Origin of the sequence: Adhaeribacter radiodurans, from assembly GCF_014075995.1 — a bacterium.
Classification (GTDB): Bacteria; Bacteroidota; Bacteroidia; order Cytophagales; family Hymenobacteraceae; genus Adhaeribacter; species Adhaeribacter radiodurans.
This window is the reverse complement of record NZ_CP055153.1, coordinates 5,120,165-5,142,649: the sequence shown is the minus strand read 5'-3', so window position 1 is coordinate 5,142,649 and position 22,485 is coordinate 5,120,165. Positions and strand designations below refer to the sequence as shown.

General features: G+C 37.5%; 32 protein-coding genes and 1 pseudogene. 26 read left to right on the top strand and 7 right to left on the bottom strand.

Translation table 11 applies throughout. The annotated features are described in order from the left end of the window. The first annotated feature begins 33 nt into the window (after positions 1–33). The 26 genes from rplP to HUW48_RS20390 all read left to right on the top strand — a co-directional run bounded on the left by rplP (position 34) and on the right by HUW48_RS20390 (position 14,649). Entirely contained in the window at positions 34–456 is a 423-nt protein-coding gene (rplP, locus tag HUW48_RS20515) for a 50S ribosomal protein L16 (protein ID WP_182412719.1), read from the top strand. Positions 457–458: 2 nt separating this feature from the next. Beyond that, the gene (gene rpmC, locus HUW48_RS20510; RefSeq protein WP_182412718.1) at positions 459–662 is read left to right on the top strand and encodes a 50S ribosomal protein L29; all 204 of its coding nucleotides are present in this window, start codon (positions 459–461) and stop codon (positions 660–662) included. Positions 663–667: 5 nt separating this feature from the next. Continuing rightward, complete coding sequence (gene rpsQ / locus HUW48_RS20505; RefSeq protein WP_182412717.1) at positions 668–925, top strand: 30S ribosomal protein S17; 258 nt, start codon at positions 668–670, stop codon at positions 923–925. Between the two features lie 4 nt (positions 926–929). After that, positions 930–1,298, top strand: coding sequence for a 50S ribosomal protein L14 (rplN, locus tag HUW48_RS20500; protein ID WP_106930152.1), 369 nt, complete (start codon positions 930–932; stop codon positions 1,296–1,298). Then, on the top strand, positions 1,299–1,631 hold the full coding sequence (rplX, locus tag HUW48_RS20495; protein WP_182412716.1) for a 50S ribosomal protein L24: 333 nt from the start codon (positions 1,299–1,301) through the stop codon (positions 1,629–1,631). A 1-nt stretch (position 1,632) separates the two neighbouring features. Continuing rightward, positions 1,633–2,187 (top strand): 50S ribosomal protein L5, encoded by a 555-nt coding sequence (gene rplE, locus HUW48_RS20490; protein WP_182412715.1) that lies wholly within the window; start codon positions 1,633–1,635, stop codon positions 2,185–2,187. A 3-nt stretch (positions 2,188–2,190) separates the two neighbouring features. Beyond that, on the top strand, positions 2,191–2,460 hold the full coding sequence (rpsN, locus tag HUW48_RS20485) for a 30S ribosomal protein S14 (RefSeq protein ID WP_182412714.1): 270 nt from the start codon (positions 2,191–2,193) through the stop codon (positions 2,458–2,460). Between the two features lie 82 nt (positions 2,461–2,542). Beyond that, positions 2,543–2,941: a 30S ribosomal protein S8 gene (rpsH, locus tag HUW48_RS20480; protein ID WP_182412713.1), complete on the top strand. Its 399-nt coding sequence runs from the start codon at positions 2,543–2,545 to the stop codon at positions 2,939–2,941. A 12-nt stretch (positions 2,942–2,953) separates the two neighbouring features. After that, a complete protein-coding gene (gene rplF, locus HUW48_RS20475; RefSeq protein ID WP_182412712.1) occupies positions 2,954–3,508 on the top strand; it encodes a 50S ribosomal protein L6 in 555 nt (184 codons plus the stop codon). 8 nt (positions 3,509–3,516) lie between these two features. Continuing rightward, complete coding sequence (rplR, locus tag HUW48_RS20470) at positions 3,517–3,867, top strand: 50S ribosomal protein L18 (RefSeq protein ID WP_182412711.1); 351 nt, start codon at positions 3,517–3,519, stop codon at positions 3,865–3,867. Between the two features lie 3 nt (positions 3,868–3,870). After that, complete coding sequence (rpsE, locus tag HUW48_RS20465; RefSeq protein ID WP_182412710.1) at positions 3,871–4,389, top strand: 30S ribosomal protein S5; 519 nt, start codon at positions 3,871–3,873, stop codon at positions 4,387–4,389. 4 nt (positions 4,390–4,393) lie between these two features. Continuing rightward, positions 4,394–4,573 carry a 50S ribosomal protein L30 gene (gene rpmD / locus HUW48_RS20460; protein ID WP_182412709.1) on the top strand — a complete coding sequence of 60 codons (180 nt, stop codon included), beginning with the start codon at positions 4,394–4,396 and terminating at the stop codon, positions 4,571–4,573. Between the two features lies 1 nt (position 4,574). Continuing rightward, positions 4,575–5,024, top strand: a complete 450-nt coding sequence (gene rplO, locus HUW48_RS20455; protein ID WP_182412708.1) for a 50S ribosomal protein L15 — start codon at positions 4,575–4,577, stop codon at positions 5,022–5,024. A 10-nt stretch (positions 5,025–5,034) separates the two neighbouring features. After that, a complete protein-coding gene (gene secY / locus HUW48_RS20450; RefSeq protein ID WP_182412707.1) occupies positions 5,035–6,354 on the top strand; it encodes a preprotein translocase subunit SecY in 1,320 nt (439 codons plus the stop codon). 1 nt (position 6,355) lies between these two features. Beyond that, complete coding sequence (gene map / locus HUW48_RS20445) at positions 6,356–7,126, top strand: type I methionyl aminopeptidase (RefSeq protein WP_182412706.1); 771 nt, start codon at positions 6,356–6,358, stop codon at positions 7,124–7,126. Between the two features lie 3 nt (positions 7,127–7,129). Then, positions 7,130–7,348, top strand: a complete 219-nt coding sequence (gene infA, locus HUW48_RS20440) for a translation initiation factor IF-1 (protein WP_026461690.1) — start codon at positions 7,130–7,132, stop codon at positions 7,346–7,348. 2 nt (positions 7,349–7,350) lie between these two features. Continuing rightward, complete coding sequence (gene ykgO, locus HUW48_RS20435) at positions 7,351–7,467, top strand: type B 50S ribosomal protein L36 (protein WP_071885446.1); 117 nt, start codon at positions 7,351–7,353, stop codon at positions 7,465–7,467. Positions 7,468–7,481: 14 nt separating this feature from the next. Continuing rightward, a complete protein-coding gene (rpsM, locus tag HUW48_RS20430; RefSeq protein WP_182412705.1) occupies positions 7,482–7,859 on the top strand; it encodes a 30S ribosomal protein S13 in 378 nt (125 codons plus the stop codon). A 10-nt stretch (positions 7,860–7,869) separates the two neighbouring features. Continuing rightward, on the top strand, positions 7,870–8,262 hold the full coding sequence (gene rpsK / locus HUW48_RS20425) for a 30S ribosomal protein S11 (RefSeq protein WP_106930133.1): 393 nt from the start codon (positions 7,870–7,872) through the stop codon (positions 8,260–8,262). Between the two features lie 43 nt (positions 8,263–8,305). Next, positions 8,306–8,911, top strand: a complete 606-nt coding sequence (rpsD, locus tag HUW48_RS20420) for a 30S ribosomal protein S4 (RefSeq protein ID WP_182412704.1) — start codon at positions 8,306–8,308, stop codon at positions 8,909–8,911. Positions 8,912–8,954: 43 nt separating this feature from the next. Continuing rightward, positions 8,955–9,944: a DNA-directed RNA polymerase subunit alpha gene (locus HUW48_RS20415; RefSeq protein ID WP_182412703.1), complete on the top strand. Its 990-nt coding sequence runs from the start codon at positions 8,955–8,957 to the stop codon at positions 9,942–9,944. Positions 9,945–10,014: 70 nt separating this feature from the next. Next, positions 10,015–10,518 carry a 50S ribosomal protein L17 gene (gene rplQ / locus HUW48_RS20410; RefSeq protein WP_182412702.1) on the top strand — a complete coding sequence of 168 codons (504 nt, stop codon included), beginning with the start codon at positions 10,015–10,017 and terminating at the stop codon, positions 10,516–10,518. A gap of 102 nt (positions 10,519–10,620) precedes the next feature. After that, entirely contained in the window at positions 10,621–11,724 is a 1,104-nt protein-coding gene (gene carA / locus HUW48_RS20405) for a glutamine-hydrolyzing carbamoyl-phosphate synthase small subunit (protein WP_182412701.1), read from the top strand. A gap of 84 nt (positions 11,725–11,808) precedes the next feature. Continuing rightward, positions 11,809–13,086 (top strand): phosphopyruvate hydratase, encoded by a 1,278-nt coding sequence (eno, locus tag HUW48_RS20400; RefSeq protein WP_182412700.1) that lies wholly within the window; start codon positions 11,809–11,811, stop codon positions 13,084–13,086. Between the two features lie 75 nt (positions 13,087–13,161). Continuing rightward, complete coding sequence (locus HUW48_RS20395) at positions 13,162–13,464, top strand: FtsB family cell division protein (RefSeq protein ID WP_182412699.1); 303 nt, start codon at positions 13,162–13,164, stop codon at positions 13,462–13,464. A 357-nt stretch (positions 13,465–13,821) separates the two neighbouring features. After that, entirely contained in the window at positions 13,822–14,649 is an 828-nt protein-coding gene (locus tag HUW48_RS20390; RefSeq protein WP_182412698.1) for a murein L,D-transpeptidase catalytic domain family protein, read from the top strand. 54 nt (positions 14,650–14,703) lie between these two features. Here HUW48_RS20390 and HUW48_RS20385 read toward each other — a convergent pair whose 3' ends face one another. The 7 genes and pseudogenes from HUW48_RS20385 to dapF all read right to left on the bottom strand — a co-directional run bounded on the left by HUW48_RS20385 (position 14,704) and on the right by dapF (position 22,467). Then, positions 14,704–15,768, bottom strand: coding sequence for an Ldh family oxidoreductase (locus tag HUW48_RS20385; RefSeq protein WP_182412697.1), 1,065 nt, complete (start codon positions 15,766–15,768; stop codon positions 14,704–14,706). A 181-nt stretch (positions 15,769–15,949) separates the two neighbouring features. Continuing rightward, positions 15,950–16,045 carry a hypothetical protein gene (locus HUW48_RS27630; RefSeq protein WP_394368419.1) on the bottom strand — a complete coding sequence of 32 codons (96 nt, stop codon included), beginning with the start codon at positions 16,043–16,045 and terminating at the stop codon, positions 15,950–15,952. Positions 16,046–16,092: 47 nt separating this feature from the next. Next, positions 16,093–18,192, bottom strand: a pseudogene (locus tag HUW48_RS20380) (family 1 glycosylhydrolase); the annotation flags it as partial. After that, positions 18,179–19,372, bottom strand: a complete 1,194-nt coding sequence (glf, locus tag HUW48_RS20375) for a UDP-galactopyranose mutase (RefSeq protein WP_182412695.1) — start codon at positions 19,370–19,372, stop codon at positions 18,179–18,181. The pseudogene HUW48_RS20380 and the gene glf, both read right to left, overlap by 14 nt. A 57-nt stretch (positions 19,373–19,429) precedes the next feature. Further along, positions 19,430–20,680 carry a glycosyltransferase family 1 protein gene (locus HUW48_RS20370; RefSeq protein WP_182412694.1) on the bottom strand — a complete coding sequence of 417 codons (1,251 nt, stop codon included), beginning with the start codon at positions 20,678–20,680 and terminating at the stop codon, positions 19,430–19,432. Positions 20,681–21,151: 471 nt separating this feature from the next. Then, positions 21,152–21,673 carry a GNAT family N-acetyltransferase gene (locus HUW48_RS20365; RefSeq protein ID WP_182412693.1) on the bottom strand — a complete coding sequence of 174 codons (522 nt, stop codon included), beginning with the start codon at positions 21,671–21,673 and terminating at the stop codon, positions 21,152–21,154. 17 nt (positions 21,674–21,690) lie between these two features. Beyond that, entirely contained in the window at positions 21,691–22,467 is a 777-nt protein-coding gene (gene dapF, locus HUW48_RS20360) for a diaminopimelate epimerase (protein WP_182412692.1), read from the bottom strand. Positions 22,468–22,485: the final 18 nt, after the last annotated feature.

The window sequence follows — 22,485 nt, the reverse complement described above, 5'->3', positions numbered from 1 at the left end:
TCAACTAACTTCATTTGAAAAAAATATTAAATTATGTTACAGCCGAAAAGAACTGTATATAGAAAAATGCATAAAGGCCGGGTTACGGGACTTGCTCAACGTGGCAGTACCATATCTTTTGGTTCTTTTGCAATTAAATCATTAGAAGCTGCCTGGATTACTAGCCGCCAAATTGAAGCAGCTCGTATTGCTATGACTCGTGCAATGAAAAGGGAGGGTCAAGTGTGGATACGAATATTCCCGGATAAACCGATTACAAAAAAACCGGCTGAGGTACGTATGGGTAAAGGTAAAGGATCACCTGAATATTGGGTAGCAGTAATCAAACCAGGTACTATTTTATTTGAATCTGATGGAGTAGATTTAACTACTGCCCAAGAATCACTTCGTTTAGCTGCTCAAAAGTTACCAGTAAGAACCAAGTTTGTTGTACGTAGAGATTACGTTGAATTATAGTTATGAAATACTCTGAAATTACAGCGCTTACAACGGAAGAGTTACAGGAGCGCCTTGCTGTTGAAAAAACTAATAGCCAGAATCTGCGGTTTGCACATTCCATATCGCCATTAGAAAATCCACTGAAAATAAAAGAATCGCGGAAAAATATTGCAAAAATAAATACAGAGCTGCGTAATCGTAAATTGCAAATTGCTCAACAGTAAATAGAATGGAAGCGAGAAATTTAAGAAAAGAAAAAACCGGAAGAGTTGTTTCAAATAAAATGGACAAATCCATTACGGTAATAGTAGAAAGTAAAATGAAGCACCCGATTTACGGGAAATTTGTTTCCAAATCTACAAAGTTTAAAGCTCATGATGAAAAAAATGAGTGTGGAATAGGTGATACTGTTCGTATAATGGAAACGCGACCATTAAGTAAAACAAAAAATTGGCGTTTAGTTGAAATTATAGAAAGGGCGAAATAAAAAAATGATACAGCAAGAATCTAGATTGTCAGTTGCTGATAATAGTGGTGCCAAAGAAGTTTTATGTATCCGAGTTTTAGGAGGTACTGGTAAAAAATATGCGTCTATAGGTGATAAAATTATTGTTACTGTAAAATCAGCACTAACATCAGGAAACGTGAAAAAAGGTTCCGTTTCTAAAGCAGTAGTAGTTCGCACGAAGAAAGAAATCCGCCGGAAAGATGGTTCTTATATTCGCTTTGATGATAATGCGGCTGTTTTATTGAATAACAATGATGAACCAAGGGGGACTCGCATCTTCGGACCGGTTGCACGTGAATTGCGTGAAAAGCAATTTATGAAAATAGTATCATTAGCACCTGAAGTTTTATAAATGATGAAAGCTAATAATAAAGTTCAGAAATTACATGTTAAAACTGGTGACACAGTTAAAGTAATTGCAGGCAATGAGAAAGGTAAAACTGGCCGAATTGCATCTGTAAATACAAGTACCAGTAAGGTTATTGTGGAAGGAATCAATATGGTTACCAAACACAATAAGCCAAGTGCAAAATCTCCTAATGGTGGCATCACTCAGAAAGAAGCATATATTCATTCTAGTAACGTTATGTTAGTAGAAAATGGACAATCTACCAGAACTGGAAAGAAAATTAACACAGAGGGTAAATTGCAGCGTTACTCAAAGAAATCAGGAGAATTGATCTAAAATGGCATCTGCAAGATTAAAAGAAAAATATCAAAAAGAAATAGTGTCTCAACTGAAAGAAAAATTTCAGTACAAGAGCATTATGCAAGTTCCCCGGATAACCAAAATATGTATTAACAAGGGTATTGGTAACGCTGTTGCTGATAAGAAGTTGGTAGATATAGGTGTAGATGAACTTACTACAATTACTGGTCAGAAGGCAGTTGCTACAAAAGCAAAAAACTCTGTATCTAACTTTAAGTTACGGGAAGGTATGCCTATTGGGGCGAGAGTTACATTAAGGGGCGACCGTATGTACGAGTTTATGGATCGTCTTTTAACTATTGCTTTACCTAGGGTTCGCGATTTTAGAGGAATTAATAATAAAGGTTTCGATGGCCGGGGTAACTATACGCTAGGTGTTAAAGAACAAATTATTTTTCCTGAAATAAGCATAGATAAGATCAAGGCTATTTCTGGTATGGATATTACATTTGTAACTTCGGCTCAGAATGATGAGGAAAGCTATGAATTGCTCAAAGCATTTGGTATGCCGTTTCAAAATTTAAAGAAGTAGTCAATGGCTAAAGAATCAGTAAAAGCCCGCGAATTAAAAAAACAAAAAGCAGTAGAAAAATACGCTGCTAAAAGAAAAGAACTAAAAGCTGCAGGAGATTGGGAAGGTTTAGATAAACTACCACGAAATGCATCTCCCGTTCGTTTACATAATAGATGTAAATTATCTGGAAGGCCTAGAGGATATATCCGTAAGTTTGGTATATCAAGGGTCGTTTTCCGTGATTTAGCATCGGCAGGTAAGATTCCTGGTGTAACAAAATCTAGTTGGTAATTTTTTGCCATCAAACTAGAATATTAATAAAAAGTTTGTATCTTTGCGGCTCTAAAAAAAGAGCTATATAAATTTTTGTATAATGAATACAGATCCTATTGCAGATTATTTAACTAGGGTGCGTAATGCCATAAAAGCAAATCACCGGATAGTTGAAATTCCATCTAGCAAGATAAAAAAAGAAATAACCCGTGTATTACACGAAAAAGGATATATTCAAAGCTATCGTTTTGATGATTCTTTAATACAGGGTACTATTAAGATTGCTTTAAAGTATAATCCAAATACAAAACAATCTGCAATTGTTAAACTGGAAAGAATCAGTAAACCAGGACTACGTAAGTATGTACATTTTGGCAATTTACCACGGGTTCTAAACGGTTTGGGAGTAGCTATTCTATCTACTTCTAAAGGGGTAATGACTGAAAAAGAAGCAAAAGGTCTGAACATTGGTGGCGAAGTTCTTTGCTACGTATATTAATTATTAAGAAGTATGTCACGTATTGGAAAGTTACCAATTGCCCTTCCTGCGAATGTTGAGATAATACTTGAGTCCAATAACTTGGTAAAGGTTAAAGGTCCAAAAGGAGCTTTAGAAACTCAAGTGGACCGCGATTTATTATTGACGAAAGAGGATGGAAAACTTATTGTAGGAAGACCAACAGAGCAAAAGCGTCATAAAGCATTACATGGTCTTTATAGATCCCTTATCAACAATATGATCATTGGAGTTAGCGAAGGGTTTAAAGAACAATTAGAACTTGTTGGTGTTGGTTTTAAAGCAACTGCCGCTAATAATACTTTAGAATTATCATTAGGTTATTCTCATAATATATTTCTAGCATTACCTAAAGAAGTATCTGCAAGTGCGATTACAGAGAAAGGTAAAGCTCCTGTAATTATATTAGAAAGTATCGATAAGCAATTAATCGGGCAAGTAGCTGCGAAGATTCGTTCTTTACGCAAGGTTGAACCTTATAAAGGAAAAGGTATTCGCTTTGTTGGGGAAAATGTTAGAAGAAAAGCTGGTAAAACAGCCTCTAAATAAAATATAAGATGTCAGTTCAAAAATCAGAAAGAAGATTAAGAATAAGACGGAGCATCAGAAATAAAATTTCTGGCACAGCTACAAAGCCTCGTTTGTCTGTTTTTAGAAGTAACAAAGCCATTTATGCCCAGCTTATAGATGATCAAGCAGGAAGAACTCTAGTTTATGTTGCTTCGCCATCTTTAGAAAATGGAGCAGGTTCAAAAATTGAGATATCAGCTACAGTAGGAAGTACATTAGCGGCAAAAGCGCAGGAGTTAGGGATAACAGAAGTTGTTTTTGATAGATCAGGTTATTTATATCACGGAAGAGTTAAATCATTAGCTGAAGGAGCCCGTAACGGAGGCCTTAAATTCTAATATATGTCAAAAAATAGTTTAAGGGTTGTAAGAGCAAGTGAGATAGACCTGAAAGAAAAGGTTGTAGCTATCAAACGAGTTGCTAAAGTAGTTAAAGGTGGACGGCGTTTTAGCTTTTCGGCTATAGTTGTAGTAGGTGATGGAAATGGTGTGGTGGGTTATGGCCTAGGAAAAGCCAATGAAGTTACAGATGCAATTGCAAAGGGAATAGATGATGCTAAAAAGAATCTGGTAAAAGTTCCGGTTTATCATCATACAGTTCCTCATTCAATTGAAGGAAAGTATTCTGGAGGTTTTGTTTTAGTTAAACCTGCGGCGGCTGGTACAGGAGTAATTGCTGGAGGTGCTATGCGTGCTGTTTTTGAAAGTGCTGGTATTAGAGATGTATTAGCAAAATCTAAAGGATCTTCTAATCCTCACAATGTGGTTAAAGCAACATTTGATGCTTTATCTAAAATGCGCGATCCTTTAGCAGTAGCTCAACAAAGAGGTGTTAATCTTTCTAAAGTTTTTAATGGTTAAGATTATGGCACAAATAAAAGTAACTCAAATCAGAAGTATCATAGATAGCCCCGAGAAGCAAAAGCAAACAATAAAAGCTTTAGGTTTGGGCAAAATTAGCAAGTCTGTTTTAGTTGAAAATACTCCTCAGATTGCTGGTATGATTCGTAAAGTTCATCATTTAGTAGAAGTAAAAGAATTATAATATGAATTTAAGTTCGTTACAGCCAGCAGCTGGGTCTATAAAAGATAGAAAAAGAATAGGACGGGGAACTGGTTCTGGCCGTGGTGGTACTTCCACTCGTGGTCATAAAGGAGCAAAATCTAGATCAGGTTATTCGAGTAAAGTAGGTTTTGAAGGCGGGCAAATGCCACTTCAAAGACGTGTTCCTAAATTTGGGTTCAAAAACTTTAATAGAGTGGAGTTCACTCCGGTAAATATAGATGTAATTAGTTCTTTAATTGCTAATAACGAAGTGAAAGTTGTTGATTTTATCTTTTTAAAAACACATGGTTTAGTTTCTAAAAATGCTAAAGTTAAAGTTTTAGGTCGGGGAACATTTGATGCATCGATTGAAGTTCAAGCCCATGCATTTTCACAATCTGCTATTGAAGCCATAGAAAAGGCTGGAGGTAAAACAGTTGTAGTTATTTAATACCTTTTTTATGAAAAAGTTTATTACAACTATAAAGAACATATTTGCAATTGAAGACCTAAGGACTCGTATTCTGAATACCTTAGGTTTTATTGCTATTTTTAGATTAGGTTCCTATGTTGTTTTACCTGGCATTGATTCATCAAAACTGCAGTCAAATTCGGAAGGAATATTTGGACTTCTAGATACTTTACTTGGAGGGGCATTTAGTAATGCATCTATTTTTGCACTAGGTATTATGCCCTACATTTCGGCTTCTATTGTTTTACAATTACTAACAATAGCTGTTCCTTATTTCCAAAAACTCCAGAAAGAGGGTGAGTCAGGCAGAAAAAAGATTAACCAATATACGCGAGTTTTAACAATAGCTATAACCGGTGCACAATCCATTGGATTTATTGCAACTATTAACGCTGAGGCTATTGCTGTAAGTAATATTACCTTTACCATTTCATCTGTTATCATTCTGACTGCTGGAACCATGTTTTGTATGTGGTTAGGGGAGAAAATTACAGATAAAGGTATTGGCAATGGTATTTCCATGCTCATTATGATTGGTATAGTTTCTAGATTACCAAGTGCTCTTCTACAAGAAGTACTTTCTAAAAGATTAAACGGTGCTTTAATTATTATTTTAGAGTTATTCGTTCTTTATTTAGTAGTAATGGCTGTAGTAATGCTTACTCAAGCTGTTCGCAGGATTCCAGTTCAATATGCAAAACAAATTGGTGGTACTACTCAGTATAGCGGCCAGCGTCAATTTATACCTTTGAAAGTTAATGCTGCTGGTGTTATGCCAATAATATTTGCACAGTCATTAATGTTTATACCAGCTTTAATAGCATCTATATGGCGTGACACAAGTGAAACAGCATCCTATATTGGTACTACATTTTCTGATTATACTAGTTGGCAGTATAATGCCCTGTTTGGATTTTTGATTCTTGTATTTACCTATTTTTATACAGCTATTAGTGTTAATCCTGATCAGATTTCTAATGATTTAAAAAGAAGCGGTGGATTTATTCCAGGTGTGAAACCTGGCCTAGCTACCTCTGAATATATTGGTGATGTACTTGATAAAGTTACTTTACCTGGTGCATTGTTTTTAGCTATTATAGCTATTTTTCCAGCTATAGCTTTGCTTTTTGGAGTTACCAGAGATTTTTCAGCTTTTTTTGGAGGTACTTCTTTAATCATTATGGTGGGTGTAGTATTAGATACATTAAATCAAATTGAAAGCTATCTTTTAATGCGTCATTATGATGGAATGATGAAATCAGGCAAGTTAAAAGGTAGATCGCCTCAGAATATTGCTATGGCTTCCTAAAATGATTTACTATAAAACAGAGGAAGAAATACAAGTACTTAGGGAAGGTGCGGAGATATTAGGGAAAGCTCACGGTGAAGTAGCAAAACTAATTCGGGAAGGTATTTCAACCAAAGAGTTAGACAAAAGAGCAGAGGAGTTTATTCTAGATAATCATGGGAAACCATCTTTTAAAGGGTATAACGGTTTTGAAGCTAGTCTTTGTATTTCAGTAAATTCGGTTGTTGTACATGGTATACCTAGCAAATATGAACTAAAAAGCGGAGATATTGTTTCTGTTGACTGTGGTGTTTTTTTTAAAGGTTATCATACAGATTCAGCATATACGCATCCAGTTGGAGAAGTTTCTGCTGGAATAAAAAAGCTTCTAGCTACAACCAAGGAGTCACTTTATTTAGGAATTGAGAAAGCAACCGCTGGTAACCGGTTAGGAGATGTTTGTTCAGCCATCCAGTCTCATATTGAGAACCAAAAATTTTCAGTGGTTCGTGAATTAGTAGGACATGGTATAGGTAAAAGCTTGCATGAAGCGCCAGAAGTTCCTAATTATGGTAAACGAGGTTCTGGTATAAAGCTGCAAGAAGGTTTGGTTATTGCTATAGAGCCAATGGTTAATCTTGGTACTAAAAGCATAGTTCAAGAAAATGATGGTTGGACAATTAGAACGAAAGATAATTTTCCATCTGCTCATTTTGAACATACAATTGTAGTGCGAAAAGAACAGGCTGAAATATTAACCACTTTTAAATATATAGATAAGGAAGAAATATAATTTATGGCAAAACAGTCTTCCATCGAACAAGATGGGACAATTGTGGAAGCATTGTCCAATGCAATGTTTCGAGTAGAATTGGAAAATGGACACCAAGTTATTTCACACATCTCAGGAAAAATGCGTATGCATTATATTAAAATTTTACCTGGTGATAAAGTGAAAATTGAAATGTCGCCATATGATTTATCTAAAGGTAGAATAGTTTATAGATATAAATAAAAATGAAAGTTAAAGCATCTGTTAAGAAAAGAAGCGAAGATTGTAAAGTGATTCGGCGTAAAGGCAAGCTTTACGTGATTAACAAAAAGAATCCACGTTATAAACAAAGACAAGGGTAATTATAATTTCATATATGGCTAGAATAGCAGGAGTAGATATTCCAGATAAAAAAAGAGGTGAAATTGCTTTAACTTATATCTATGGTATAGGACGTAGAGCTTCACAGTCTATCTTAGATAAAGCTGGTATTAACTGGGATAAAAAAGTAAGTGAATGGACAGAAGAGGAAGCTGGTGCCATTCGTAACGTAATTGCTACTGAGCATAAAACAGAAGGTGTTTTACGTTCTGAAGTTCAGTTGCATATCAAGCGTTTAATGGATATAGGATCTTATCGTGGCCTACGTCATAGAAAAGGCTTGCCTGTGAGAGGCCAGCGGACTAAAAATAATTCACGTACCCGTAAAGGTAAGCGTAAAACAGTTGCTAATAAGAAAAAAGCTACTAAATAATAAATAGACAATGGCTCAAAAGAGAAAAGATAAAGCCAAGAAGCGGGTTGTAGTAGTAGAATCTACTGGACAAGTGCATATAAAAGCATCTTTCAACAACATTATTATCTCTATTACTAACAATAATGGTCAAGTAATTTCTTGGGCATCTGCTGGTAAGATGGGTTTTAAAGGTTCAAAGAAAAATACTCCATATGCAGCTCAAATGGCTGCTTCTGATTGTGCTCGTGTGGCTCACGAATTAGGTCTTCGTAAAGCAGAAGTATTTGTTAAAGGACCAGGAGCAGGGAGAGAATCTGCAATCCGAACAGTTCAGGGTGCTGGAATAGAAATTACAACAATTAAAGATGTAACTCCTTTGCCGCACAATGGTTGCAGACCACCTAAGCGTAGAAGAGTATAATAAATATAAATTATGACCTGTTTGGTCCTGATTAGATAATAAAATGGCAAGATATACTGGTCCTAAAACCAAAATTTCAAGAAGATTTAACGAACCAATTTTTGGTGCAAGTAAGGCCTTGCAAAAGAAAGCATACCCTCCTGGAATGCATGGAAGAGGCCGTAGAAAAAAGCAATCGGAATACGCAATCCAGTTGATGGAAAAGCAAAAAGCTAAATACCTTTATGGTGTTTTAGAAAAGCAATTTGCTAATTTATTTGATAAAGCCCATCGGAAAGGAGGAATAACTGGTGAAAACTTGTTACGCTTATTAGAAGCTAGATTAGATAATACAGTATACCGTTTAGGTATAGCTCCTACCCGTAGAGCAGCGCGTCAATTAGTATTGCACAAACATATACTGGTAGATGGAGGAATTGTTAATGTATCTTCTTATAGCTTAAAACCAGGTCAAATTATTAGCGTCCGTGAAAAATCCAAATCTCTTGAAGCTATAACTACTAGCTTAAGTGCACGAAATTCACGTCAGTTTAACTGGTTAGAATGGGATGCAAAAGAAATGACTGGGAAGTTTGTTTCTGAACCGGAAAGAGATCAAATCCCTGAGAAAATTCAGGAGCAATTAATTGTCGAGCTTTACTCGAAATAATACTTCCGAATTTATATTTTAACCATAATTAATATTACACTATATGTCAATATTAGCCTTTCAAATGCCAGAAAAAGTTGTCATGGAAAAAGCCGACGACTTTCATGGTCAATTTGAATTTAAGCCTTTGGAAAAAGGATACGGTGTAACAATTGGTAATGCCTTAAGAAGAATTCTTTTATCTTCTTTAGAGGGTTATGCCATTACGGCGGTTCGAATTCCTGGGGTATTACATGAATTCTCTACTATTGAAGGTGTAATGGAGGATGTATCCGAAATTATACTAAACCTTAAAATGGTGAGATTCAAAAAGATCAATGATGCTATCGAAGATAAAATAACAGTTACTATCTCTAACAAGAATACTTTTCAGGCTGGGGATATTAATAGATTTACAAATGGGTTCCAGGTTTTAAATCCCGATTTGGTTATTTGTCATCTAGAGCCCTCCATTAGTTTGGAAGTAGAACTAACTCTGCAAAAAGGTAGAGGCTATGTTCCTGCTGATGAAAATAAACCAAATGAACAAGTTTTTGGTCAAATAGCTATCGATGCTATATTTACACCTATAAAAAATGTTAAGTATAGTATCGAAAATACTCGGGTAGAGCAAAAGACTGACTACGAAAAGTTGTTGATAGACATTCAGACAGATGGTTCCATCCATCCGGAAGAAGCTCTCAAAGGAGCTGCTCACATATTGATTCAGCACTTTATGTTGTTCTCGGATAGTACCATGACTTTTGAAACTGCTAAACCTGAAGAAGAAGAAGCGGTAGATGAAGAAATGTTACATATGCGCAAAGTATTAAAAACACCTCTGCATGATATGGATCTTTCTGTCCGTGCTTATAATTGCTTAAAAGCTGCTGATATAAAAACCTTAGGTGATTTGGTGCAGCTAGATATGCAGGATATGATGAAGTTCCGCAATTTTGGAAAGAAATCCCTTACTGAGTTGGAAAACTTAGTAGAAGAAAAAGGTTTAAACTTTGGGATGGATCTTTCCAAATATAAATTAGATGAAGATTAACTAATTATACGGCATAATTCCCGATCCCACTTCAGGTTGATCGACGGTATGCACGTGCAAAATCAAAAAAATGAGACACGGTAAAAAAATAAATCACTTAGGTAGAACTTCAGCTCATAGAAAAGCAATGTTATCTAACATGGCTTCTTCTTTGATTCTACATAAACGCGTATCTACAACTGTAGCTAAGGCCAAAGCTTTACGCAAATACGTTGAGCCTTTATTAACAAAATCAAAGAATGATACCACTCATTCAAGAAGAACTATTTTTTCTTATTTACAAAATAAGGAATCGTTAAAAGAGCTCTTCGATCAGGTATCTGGTAAAATAGCAAACCGGCCTGGTGGGTATACCCGTATTTTAAAAACTGGTAACCGTTTAGGTGATAATGCTGATATGTGCATTATTGAATTGGTTGACTATAATGAAGCAATGTTGGGCTCTACTGCTAAATCAACTGAAAGCAGAACCAGAACCAGAAGAAGAGGTGCTAAGAAAAAAGAGGATACTGCTTCTACACCAAGTAATGAGGCTTCAGGCAATGTAGATGCTGATACTTCATCTACTACTTAAGGAGTTCAGGATGTTTAATTTTTCTATAAAGTTTTGAATAAATTTTGAAAGGGATATGATTTAAATCATATCCCTTTTTATTTTTGCCAAACATTTAAATCTATGAAAGAGAAAAAAGCTGTTGATGCTATTTTATTACTAGCAGATGGAACTCAATGGAAAGGTAAAAGCCTGGGCTGTATAGGTACCAATTCTGGTGAATTATGTTTTAACACTGGAATGACCGGATATCAGGAAATATTTACAGATCCTTCTTATTATGGCCAAATTGTAATTACTACTGTGTCACACGTTGGAAATTACGGAGTGTTAAATCAAGAAGTAGAATCGAAACAAATCCAAATTAAAGGATTAGTTTGTAAAGAGTTCTCAGAGTTTTTTTCAAGACGTTCAGCCGAAGGCTCGTTGCAAGAATATTTTGAAAAAGCAGGTGTAGTAGGTATTTGTGAAATTGATACCCGTGAATTAGTCCGTCATATACGCCATAAAGGTGCCATGAATGCCATTATATCTTCCGAAATAATGGATATTGAACGTTTGCAACAAAAGCTAGGCGAGACTCCTTCGATGGATGGCTTAGAATTGGCCTCCCAAGTTAGTACGCGTGATGAGTATGTTATGAAACCGGAAAATCCTGAATTTAGAGTAGCTATTCTTGATCTTGGGGTAAAAAAGAATATCATTCAAAATTTAGTAAGCCGAGGATGTGAGTGTAAAGTATTTCCTTTTGATACCTCTTTCGATGAAATGGAGGAGTGGAAACCAGATGGATATTTTATTTCGAACGGGCCGGGAGATCCGGCGGCAACTACTCAAGCCGTAGAGAGTGTTAATCGGATACTAGAACGAGATAAGCCTTTATTTGGGATTTGTATGGGGCACCAGGTTTTAGCCCAGGCAAATGGTATTGCAACTTATAAAATGCACAATGGACATAGAGGATTAAATCATCCGGTCAAAAATTTGATTACTGGAAAATGTGAAATTACTTCCCAAAATCATGGATTTGCGGTGGATGGAGAGGCGATTAAAAACAACGATCAGGTGGAAATTACGCATATAAATCTGAATGATGGTACCATAGAAGGAATTCGCATTAAAGGGAAAAAGGCTTTTTCCGTTCAATACCACCCAGAGTCTTCACCAGGACCCCATGACTCTAATTACCTTTTTGATAATTTCATTGAATTGCTTAAAAATGGTTAACTACTATTAAGTTATTTAGGACTTAATTAGTAGTATTGCATCCATATTGTTCTTAGTTCATAAAATTTTAACTATTTATAAAAGATGACTTTAATTTCAAGCGTTAAGGCCCGTCAAATTTTTGACTCCAGAGGTAACCCTACTGTAGAAGTAGATGTTGTAACCGAAAATGGCTTTTTGGGCCGCGCAGCAGTTCCATCAGGAGCATCTACTGGTAAGCACGAGGCAGTAGAACTGCGCGACGGCGATAAATCGCAGTACATGGGTAAAGGCGTTCTAAAAGCAGTAAGCAATGTAAATGATATAATTGCCGAGGAGCTAATCGGGGAAAATGTATTTGAGCAAAATTTGCTTGATATTAAAATGCTGGAGTTAGATGGTACATCTAATAAAGGTAAGTTAGGGGCGAATGCCATATTAGGTGTTTCCCTAGCTATTGCTCGTGCTGCAGCGGAGGCTTTAGGTATGCCGTTATACCGGTATGTAGGCGGGGTAAATGCTAATACTTTGCCAGTACCTATGATGAACATTTTGAACGGTGGTAGCCATGCGGATAACTCCATCGATTTTCAAGAGTTTATGGTAATGCCGGTTGGTGCATCTAGTTTCCGCGAAGCTATGCAATGGGGATCTGAGATATTTCATCACTTAAAGAACGTACTACATAAACAAGGTTTATCTACTAACGTGGGAGATGAAGGCGGTTTTGCTCCAAATATCAAATCTAACGAAGATGCAATTAAAATTGTATTGCAAGCAATTGAAGCGGCTGGTCGTAAACCCGGCGATGAAGTGATGATTGCCATGGATGCTGCCTCTTCGGAGTTCTATGATGCTTCTACAGGTCTGTATCACTTTAAAAAATCAACTGGTGATAAATTAACTTCAGCGGAAATGGTGAGCTATTGGACAGATTGGACAAAAAAATACCCAATAGTTTCGATAGAAGATGGAATGGATGAAGATGATTGGGCTGGCTGGAAAGCATTAACAGATTCTATTGGAAGTACTACTCAACTAGTAGGCGACGATCTTTTTGTAACAAATGTAAACCGGTTGCAAAGAGGTATCGACGAATCTATTGCGAATGCTATTTTAATTAAAGTAAATCAGATAGGTACCCTTACTGAAACGATTAACGCTATTAACTTAGGCCGCAGAAATGGTTACAAGAGTATTATGAGCCACCGTTCCGGTGAAACCGAGGATAATACCATTGCTGATTTAGCAGTTGCTTTGAATACTGGTCAAATTAAAACAGGTTCAGCTTCTCGCTCTGACCGTATGGCAAAATACAACCAGCTGCTTCGGATTGAAGAAGAATTGGGTGAAATGGCTTATTTTCCCGGTAAAAAAATGTAAAATCTAAATTCACTATTTAAAGCAGGACGGTAAGCATTTGTTTTACCGTCCTGCTTTTTTTTATATATTTGATGTATGCGGATACGATTGCCAAAATTCATCAGAAGCTTTTATTTTATTTCTACGGTTACTTTCCTTGTATGGATGGTGTTCTTTGACTCTAATGATTTTATGACTCAATATCAGATGAGTAAGAAACTAAATGATTTAGAAGCAGATAAAGAATATTACGTTCAGAAAATAGCCGAAGTACAAAAAGATCGTACCGAACTGATGAGCAACCCCGAGCTATTAGAAAAGTACGCCCGGGAAAAATATTACATGAAACGGCCTACCGAAGAGGTGTTTATTTTAGTAAAAAAGCCTAAGCAAAAGTAAAATTCTTATTAAGTATAGTAAACAAGAAAGCCCTATCTTAAATAGGGCTTTCTTGTTTATAAGAAAAATTTTATAGAAAATACAAAAGATTTAAGCTGTTTTTTGGCAATTATTAAGGCCGGAATGAGTAGTTCTTAATGATTGTTGTTAATAAAGTAAAATGCTATAGCGATGCTTTCCTTGAAATTTTGAGTAATAAACGTATCTGAACTATAAGAAAGTGGATAGTGTTTAGAGAATAAGTATCAAATTTTTGCGACCTGCTACTTATAGATTATTAGTCTTAATATGTTTTTTTACGTATAAGGCAGTTTAAGTTAGTTGAAAGGGTACTATTTTTCTCAAAAAAGAAAAGCAATGGAACAGGAAAAAAAAGATATTATTAGAAAGGTAAAGAAGGGTAATCGTCGAATTCGTCGGATTATTCCTTTTTTGGCGCCTTTTTTCTTTGCGCACTTTCCATTACCAGCCGGAAGTTATAAGACTAAATCCGAGAATACGCATATATCGGGCGCAACCGCCGAAGCTTTACGATTTGCTGCTTTTCAGGTAGATGTTTATAAGCTTTACGAAGAAATTGGTTTAGAAAAGAGTGGCTTAACGCTGGATGTTTTTAATGATGCTTTATTGGGTTATTTAAACCTGAAAGCGCAAGGTCAGCTATCTGATAAAAAGTTGCTTACTGTTGTTGATTTTAATAAACCATCTACCGAAAAACGACTTTGGGTTATTGATTTGGCGGATAAAAAAGTTTTATTTAACTCACTGGTGGCGCATGGTAAGAACTCCGGTGAAAACTTAGCCGAACAATTCGACAATACTGTTAATTCGGAAAAAAGCAGTTTAGGATTCTACGTTACTCAAGATATTTACATGGGTAAACATGGTACGTCCTTGAAATTAGTTGGCATGGATGAGAACTTTAATACCAATGCGCTGGAGCGATGTGTAGTAATGCATGGAGCCGATTATGTAAGCGATGCTTTTATTACCCAGCATGGCCGTTTAGGACGCAGTCAAGGTTGTCCGGCCTTACCTATGGAGAATCACCGGCAGGTTATTGAAGCGGTGAAAGGTAAAACCTGCTTGTTCATTCACGCTAATAAAAAAGAGTTTAATTCTGATTATCTGGATGCGGAAACTGCTTTAGCTTATTACACCTCAGTTGGAAATACACTTATTTAATTAGTAATTTATAAATAAGAAAGCCGTTCTTACCAATAAGAACGGCTTTTTTTATTAACTAAATTGTAAAGAGAACTTTTGCGCCAGAGATTCCAGATCTTTAATTACTGGATCTAATAGTGGAATTCCTTCTTCCCGACGCTTAACTGCCATTATTCTTTCCGGATCACCCGGAATAAGTACAGGTGTTTCCTCTGATTTAGCTTTCGATTGCCGAAAAGTAGTAATCCAGTTATCCATGTGCGCTTTAAATTCATTGGCTGGCCGGAAAGCGTCTATCCGCATAGCGCCAAAAAAATGTCCGATACCTTCGCCTACTGGATTAGTTGGTAAAGGCAAAAAGCTTACAAAAGGTGGTACCCAAGGCCCGTAATTGGCTCCCGATAAAACCGCCGAAAATATATCTACGATAGAACCTAAGCAATAACCTTTGTGGCTGCCTGTTTCTCCACCTAAAGGCATTAACGCGCCTCCTGCTTTTAGTTCGTTAGGGTTAGTAGAATTATGGCCTTTGGCATCTTGGATCCAGCCAAGGGGTGCTTCCTGGTTCTTGCGCTGTAAAATTTCTAATTTGCCGTTAGCCGCCGTGGTAGTAGCAAAATCGGCAACAAAGGCTGGTTGTTCATTGGCCGGAATAGCTACTGCAATGGGGTTAGTACCTAATAAACGCTCTAAGGAATTAGTTGGTGCTACTAGCGGACTAGCATTAGTCATGGCAATACCAATCATATCATTCTCTAGTGCTTTCATGGCGTGGTAACCAGCAATACCAAAATGATTTGAATTTTTTACGGATACCCATCCAGTACCAGCTACCCGGGCTTTTTCAATGGCAATGTCCATGGCTCGGGGGGCTACTATCAAGCCTAAGCCACTATCACCGTCTACTACAGCCGTACTGGGTGTTTCATGCACAACCCGAACGGAAGGAGTAGCGTTAATCCGATTTGTTTCCCAAAGTCGTACGTATCCAATCAGGCGGGCTATGCCATGCGAATCAATTCCTCTTAAATCGGCGGATAATAATACTTCGGTAGCTAAATCAGCGTCTTGCTCCGAACTGCCAATGCTTTGAAAAACTTGCTTAGTAAAAGTGTAAAGTTGATCGTAAGAATACATATTGAAACTATTAATTATGTTAAATCCTTAACCAAAATATAGTTTTAACTCTGACAGATTGGCATAGGTGAAGAAAATAGTGCAGCAAAGTTATTAGCTTTCGGCTTAACACAAACAAAAAATAAAAGGCCATTCGAGGTACGAACAGCCTTTTATTTACTATTTAATAAAACTAGAGATACTACACTAGCCACTTAGCTTTTCTTCTGCCGGAAATAGATTCTGTTCTAATGCAGTTCGTTCCCGAGCAATTGTTTGCATAATTACCGGAATACAACGTTGCAAAGCACTTTCTACAGATGGCATAAGATAAGATTTAGTACTTCCTAAAACTGAGTTGTGCGGCCGGTAAGCAGAAAGCCTAAAAGACGATACCGGTTGACTTATTATTTGAACGTCTTTCAATAAAGCAATATCTGCTATTGATTGAGCTAGTCCTGCCCAGGTAAAGGTTCCTGAATTAGCTAAATGCCAGATGCCATTAGCCTGATCAATTAGTAAATCTAACGAATTCTGAATTAGGTCCGGAATATAAGTAGCTGTAATCTTTATATCGTTTACGGCCTCAAATGGATTACCTTGTAAGAAGGATTGTAAAGCAAAGTAAACAAAGTTATCCCGATCCCCAATGCCAAAAAATGCACTTGTCCGAATTACTAAGGCTTCTGGTAAAATGCGTAATACTTCTTTTTCAGCTAAAAATTTACTATTTCCATACACATTTTGTGGGTTAGGTTGGTCTTCTTCCACATAGGGCGTTGCTTTTTTGCCATCAAAAACTAAATCCGAAGAAAAAGTTAAAAGCTGAATATTAGCCGCCTTGCAAATCTCGGCTAATACAATAGGACCTTTCGTATTTTCCCGGTAGCATTTTCCGGGTTCCTTTTCGGCTTCGTCTACACGCACGTAACCAGCCGTATTAATAATGGCCCAAGGATTATAACGGGCTACTGCGGCAGCTACAGATTCTGGATTGGCTATATCCATTTCAGCCCGGGTTAATAAATGGTAATGCAAACCCCGGTCCTGGCAAATACGACCAAAAGCCTGGCCAAGCGTACCCGTGGCACCTGTAATAAGTAATGGCCTTTGTTTTTTATCTAGAATGGGTTTATGAGTGGGTTTAGAAATATAAACATCGCGGTGCCAATACGCATAACGTTCTTCACGGTCCCACCAGCCTTTGTGTTGCAATACATCGTGTTGATACTTACCAGTTTTACTTAAACTTTTCAGCATCTTCACTAAGGCCGTAGACCAAGGTTTGTTTCCCATCCGCAAATCAAATACGCCATTTTCGTAATGACTATTATTACGCGTCAGGAGCGAATTCCAATCGTAAGAGCCTAACAAAGCCCAGGCAGTTACTGCCCGGATATTTACCCCAGCCTGCTTTAATTCAGTTGCAGCCCCCCAGACTTCCATAAACCAACGCATTTGTTCTTCCCGAGTACAGCATAAATGTGCCTCAGTAATAGCTATTTCACCTTGATAGCGTTGCCAGGTTTCTTGCAAAAGGTTTTTTATACCAGTTCGTTCTACCCCTTTTACCCGCACTGCTTCTACATCGGCGTATTTATGATGGGCATTACTGCCGTGGGTATGCAACGGAAAAATAGATAAATGCTCGTCTAAGTACCGCTCACTGGTTATATAATGGTTAATCCCGAAAATATCGGGTGGGAGAGGGCTTTCTACAAATTCAAGCAATTCTGTAGGTTCTACTCCGTTTTGGATTAAGTAATTCCAGAGCTTATGCTTAGGCGTAACTTTACCGCATAATAAATCAAAGGATAACCAGCGGCGTTCGTTTTCAAATGCTGCTTGATAAGCTAATAGCTTTGTACTATGCGTTTGGCCTAAATCTTCGGTTTGTACTAACTTAGCAGCCGGATTTATCTCTCGAATAGCTTGCATAGCCAGCTTAGTACCTTTTACCTGGTTTAATAAGGCTCGAACAAAAGCTTTATCAGAAGTTTGATGCGGGTACCAAAAACCATACAGGCAGCTAAAACGGGCAGTTGTAAGGGGTTCATTTACGGGGGTGTAATAGGTTACCCATGGGTAGCGTTCGGCTACCATACGGGCATATTGAGCTAGGAGAGGGGCAAAATTATCATTAGATAAATCAGTGTAGACTGGGCCACTACCATGGTGTACCAAACCAACAATCGGATCGATTTGTAACTGCTGCAAGCGCTGCAATCTTTCATCTGACCAAGACCAGTCTGGCGTGTCCAGGCTTTGAGGAGCAACATGCTCCCAAAGCACTGGGTAACGCAATTTTTTAATTCCTAAGGAGGCAAATAGGTCCAGATCGCTTATGCGCTCCCAATGACCGTTTCTGCTTAACTGGTCGAAGAACTGTTCTCCTACCCGGTTACAACTGCATTCAACTCCGCCCCATAAATCAATGATCGCCATTTTTACTGGAGATTTTGATAATAGATCCGTTCAAAGATTTACCTTTTACTACGATCTTCTCAATTTCTGCAATAGTCTTATCTTCTTCGGTTTTCTCGGTCAGCTTTTTATAAAGCGTAAGTGCTTGCGCTACAACCTGATCCATGTTATAATATTTATAAGTAGCTAACCGGCCCACGAAATGTACATTGGGAGTCTGATCAGCAAGTTTCTTATATTTATTATACAACTCGGCGTTTTCAGGCCGTGGAACCGGATAATACGGATCTCCGTCGGCTTGTGGATATTCGTAAACTACGCTGGTTTTCGTATGCTTTTGACCGGTTAGGTATTTAAATTCTGTGATCCGGGTATAAGCGTGCTCGTTCGGATAATTTACTACCGCTGTTGGTAAGAAAGTTTCTGTATTCAGCGTTTCGTGTTTAAAGTCCAGAGAACGGTAAGGTAATTTACCAAACTGGTAATCAAAATATTCATCAACAGGACCCGTAAAAATCATTTCCTTAAACGGAATCAGATCTATAATTTCTTTGTAATCGGTATTCAGCATAACTTTAATGTTCGGGTGCGCCAGCATTTTCTCGAACATAGCTGTAAAACCGTTTAAAGGCATTGCTTGATAGGTATCGGTAAAATACCGGTTATCGCGGTTGGTACGGGTAGGTACGCGTGAAGTTACCGATTTATCTAACTCAGATGGGTCCATGCCCCACTGTTTACGGGTATAATTCCGGAAGAATTTTTCGTATAATTCGCGTCCGACTTTACTTACCACCACATCTTCTGAGGTACGCACAACGGGTACTTGCTCAGCCACGGACTCAAACCAATCTTCTAACTCAAAAGAAGTTAAGTTTAAGCCATATAATTTATTAATAGTATCGAGGTTAATCGGAATAGGAACTAACTGACCATCCACACTGGCTAAAACACGGTGTTCATAAGACCGCCATTCGGTAAACTGCGATAAATAATCAAAAACGTCTTTTGAATTAGTATGAAAAATATGTGGTCCGTATTTATGTACTAAAATACCTTCTTCGTTGTAATGATCGTACGCGTTTCCGGCAATGTGCGATCTTTTATCAATAATTAATACTTTTTTATTAGAACGGGTAGCTAGGCGTTCGGCCAATACACTTCCGGCAAAGCCAGCTCCAACAATAAGATAGTCGAACATATATTTTTTATTTTTTAATAGTTTAACAATTATTTGGGTTAGTTTTTAGTAAGGAGCTTACTTTGATTTTTCGGTTATAGCAATTTGAATTAAGTTTACCATATTCTGCCAGGTATGATCCCAGGAGATATTGGCTAAAAAGGAATCTGTCTGGGCCAGCCATTCAGCGTTGTTTCGCTGTTCCAGTGCTTTTTCCAGGGCAGTTACAAACTCTTGGGCAGTAGCAGCAATATGTACCAGGCTTTGATCGCCATAAGGGCGTATTACATCCCGAATAGGAGTAGATACTACGGGTTTACCGCCAGCTAAATATTCGGGTGTTTTTGTAGGGCTGATGTATTTAGTAGATTCATTAATCGCGAAAGGCATGGTAGCCACATCCCAGGAACTTAAATAAGCGGGTAGTTCCTTATAATCTTTTCCGCCCAGGTAATGAATATTTTCTGCTTTTGGTAACACAGCAGGATCAATTTTAACTACCGGGCCTATAATTACCCAGTGCCAATCCGGGCGCAATGCCGCCACTTCGCGCAACAATTCAATATCAAAACGTTCATCTACCACGCCATAGAAGCCAAAACGCGGATGTTGAATATTTTTTTGATCTTCGGGTTCGCCCATTCCGGTGCGAGCCTGGGCAAAATGAGCTTTATCAATACTGCTCGGGAAGGCATACACTTCGGGATGTTGCGTGCGTTTTGATTCGTAAATGCTGTGCCCACCAGTAAATACTAAATCAGCTTTCTTGAATAGGTCGGCTTCCAGTTCGCGTAACCGGGGCGAAGCGCCTTTAAAAGCCGATAACTCATCCATGCAATCGTAAACAGTTAAGGCAGGCTGCAAATGGCCATACACTTCTAAAGCCATGGGGGTATAATACCAAGCAATATATTTACTAATTTGGTGTTCTTTAACAAACTTATTTACTAATTCAATCTGAGCAGCATCTGATTCCTGTGGGGTTAAACCATGTGGTAAATGCGCTACCACAATATGTACGTTTGCATCGCGACGGCTTACCTCTAAGCGAGGTTGAGCACCATCGTAAAAATAAGGTTCTTCAAAAAAGAATAAGCGTCCGTGTTTCGCAAAACGCGAAAGTAAATGTTGTGGCCGCTGGTAAACAAAATCCCATCGTAAATGCGACAAGCAAACAATATCCGGCATATTTTGAATAAAGCTTTCTAATTGATTGGTCTCAGTCGTACTCCCAGGTGCTTTTACTTCATTCGTTGCAGTAGGTTTAAGATTAGCTGTTATGTTTTTCTCTTCAGGGGTCAAAGAACTATTCTGGTCAAATTTTAGCATAGAAATTACGTACGGTTATTTAGTCACTTTAAATAAATTTGAAATTTGTTAAGAAATTTTCAACGAAAGTTAAGCAGCAATAAGGTTTTGCTTATATATGGACTAATACGCAATATTTTTTAAAAAGATATTGCATAAATCGAAAATAAACCTTAAGAGATATTACTTTAAGTGGAAATCCGTACTTATCAATACGTATTAATTCAAAGTTTTAATAAAGAGATTATAAAACTAATACTTATAAAAATGCAACTTTTATTGTTTTACCTAAAAGTAAATATTATTAAACTTGGCTGAAAATAATGACTAAGTTAATAAAATTTAAATATTTTCAGTAAAAAATTGCATTTTGATTACAATATAGTAGTCTACAATATTGGTAGGAAATAGTTTAAATTATAAAATAGTAAAGAGGGTTCTAACTATTAGAAGTGCGTATAGAAGCGATATTCTGATTAATTTATAAAAAACTTATTCTGATAAAATTTTTTGGAATTCGACAATATCTTGCCAGCCAGCAGCAGTTCTAATCCATTGCTGACGAGTGCCAACTACCGAAAATTCTGCTTTTTCAAATAAACGTAAGCTGCTCACATTTTTGCTGCTAACAGAACAAAAAACCTGGTGCAACAATAAGTGTTCCCGACAATATTTCAATAGTAACTGTAAAGCTTCGGTAGCATAGTGCTGTTGGCGGTAGGTTGGCGCAATTACTATTCCTAACCCTGCTCGTTGGTGGAGAGGTTCAAAATCAAATAAATCGATTGCTCCAACGGCCTGGTGCTGATGCGTGTGGATGAGAAGCCGTAATTGTTTGACAGAAAAGATATCAGCTGCAGCTTGTTCTAAATATTGTTGTAATACATGTTTTGCGTAGGGAGTAGTAGTGTTGCTTACCTGCCAGATGTCGGGGTTATTTTCTAAGCTGTATAAAAATTCCAGGTCATCTGGTTCCAGCGCCCGTAAATAAATATGCTCGCTTTGTAAAAACATACTGTATAGTAAAACAATTACACCTCAATAAAACCTGTAAAAACGTACTGTGCCGGACCAATTAAGTAAATATTGGTAAAGCCGGTAGGAGTTGCCTCAAAAGCTACTTGTAAATTGCCTCCTAAAGTTCGAATCGAAACCGGACTGGTGGCTCCTTTGTAGCTCGCTGCTAAAGCAGTAGCCGTGACGCCGGTACCACAAGAAAAAGTTTCATCTTCTACACCGCGTTCGTAAGTGCGCACAAATAAATGCATTTCAGGTTGTAATTGGGCAAAATTTACGTTCGTTCCCTCCTGCTTAAACCGATTGTTGTATCGGATGTCGCGGCCTTCGGCAAAAACGTTTAACTGTTCCAGGGCCTCTACAAACTGTACATAATGCGGGGAGCCGGTGTTTAAGTAATAATAATCCGCACCCGTTTCTACTTGTTGTACATCATTCATTTTTAAAGATATTTGCCCGGCAGTATCTACGGATGCATAATGATCGCCATCAGCCGCCAGGAAAAAAGCTTTTTCCTTGATTATACCTAATTGTTTAGCAAACTGTACGGTGCAGCGGCCACCGTTACCGCACATAGAACCCGGTCGTCCATCGGCATTAAAGTACACCATCTCAAAATCATAGCCTTCCCGATTTTGTAATAAGATTAATCCGTCGGCACCTATTCCCATGCGGCGCTCGCAAAGTTGGGCAATTAAATTGGCGTTATCTGCTGCAAAAAATAAATGCCGGTTATCAATCATAATAAAATCGTTGCCGGTGCCTTGGTATTTATAAAAAGTAACGTTCATGGTTTAATTAAATACGAA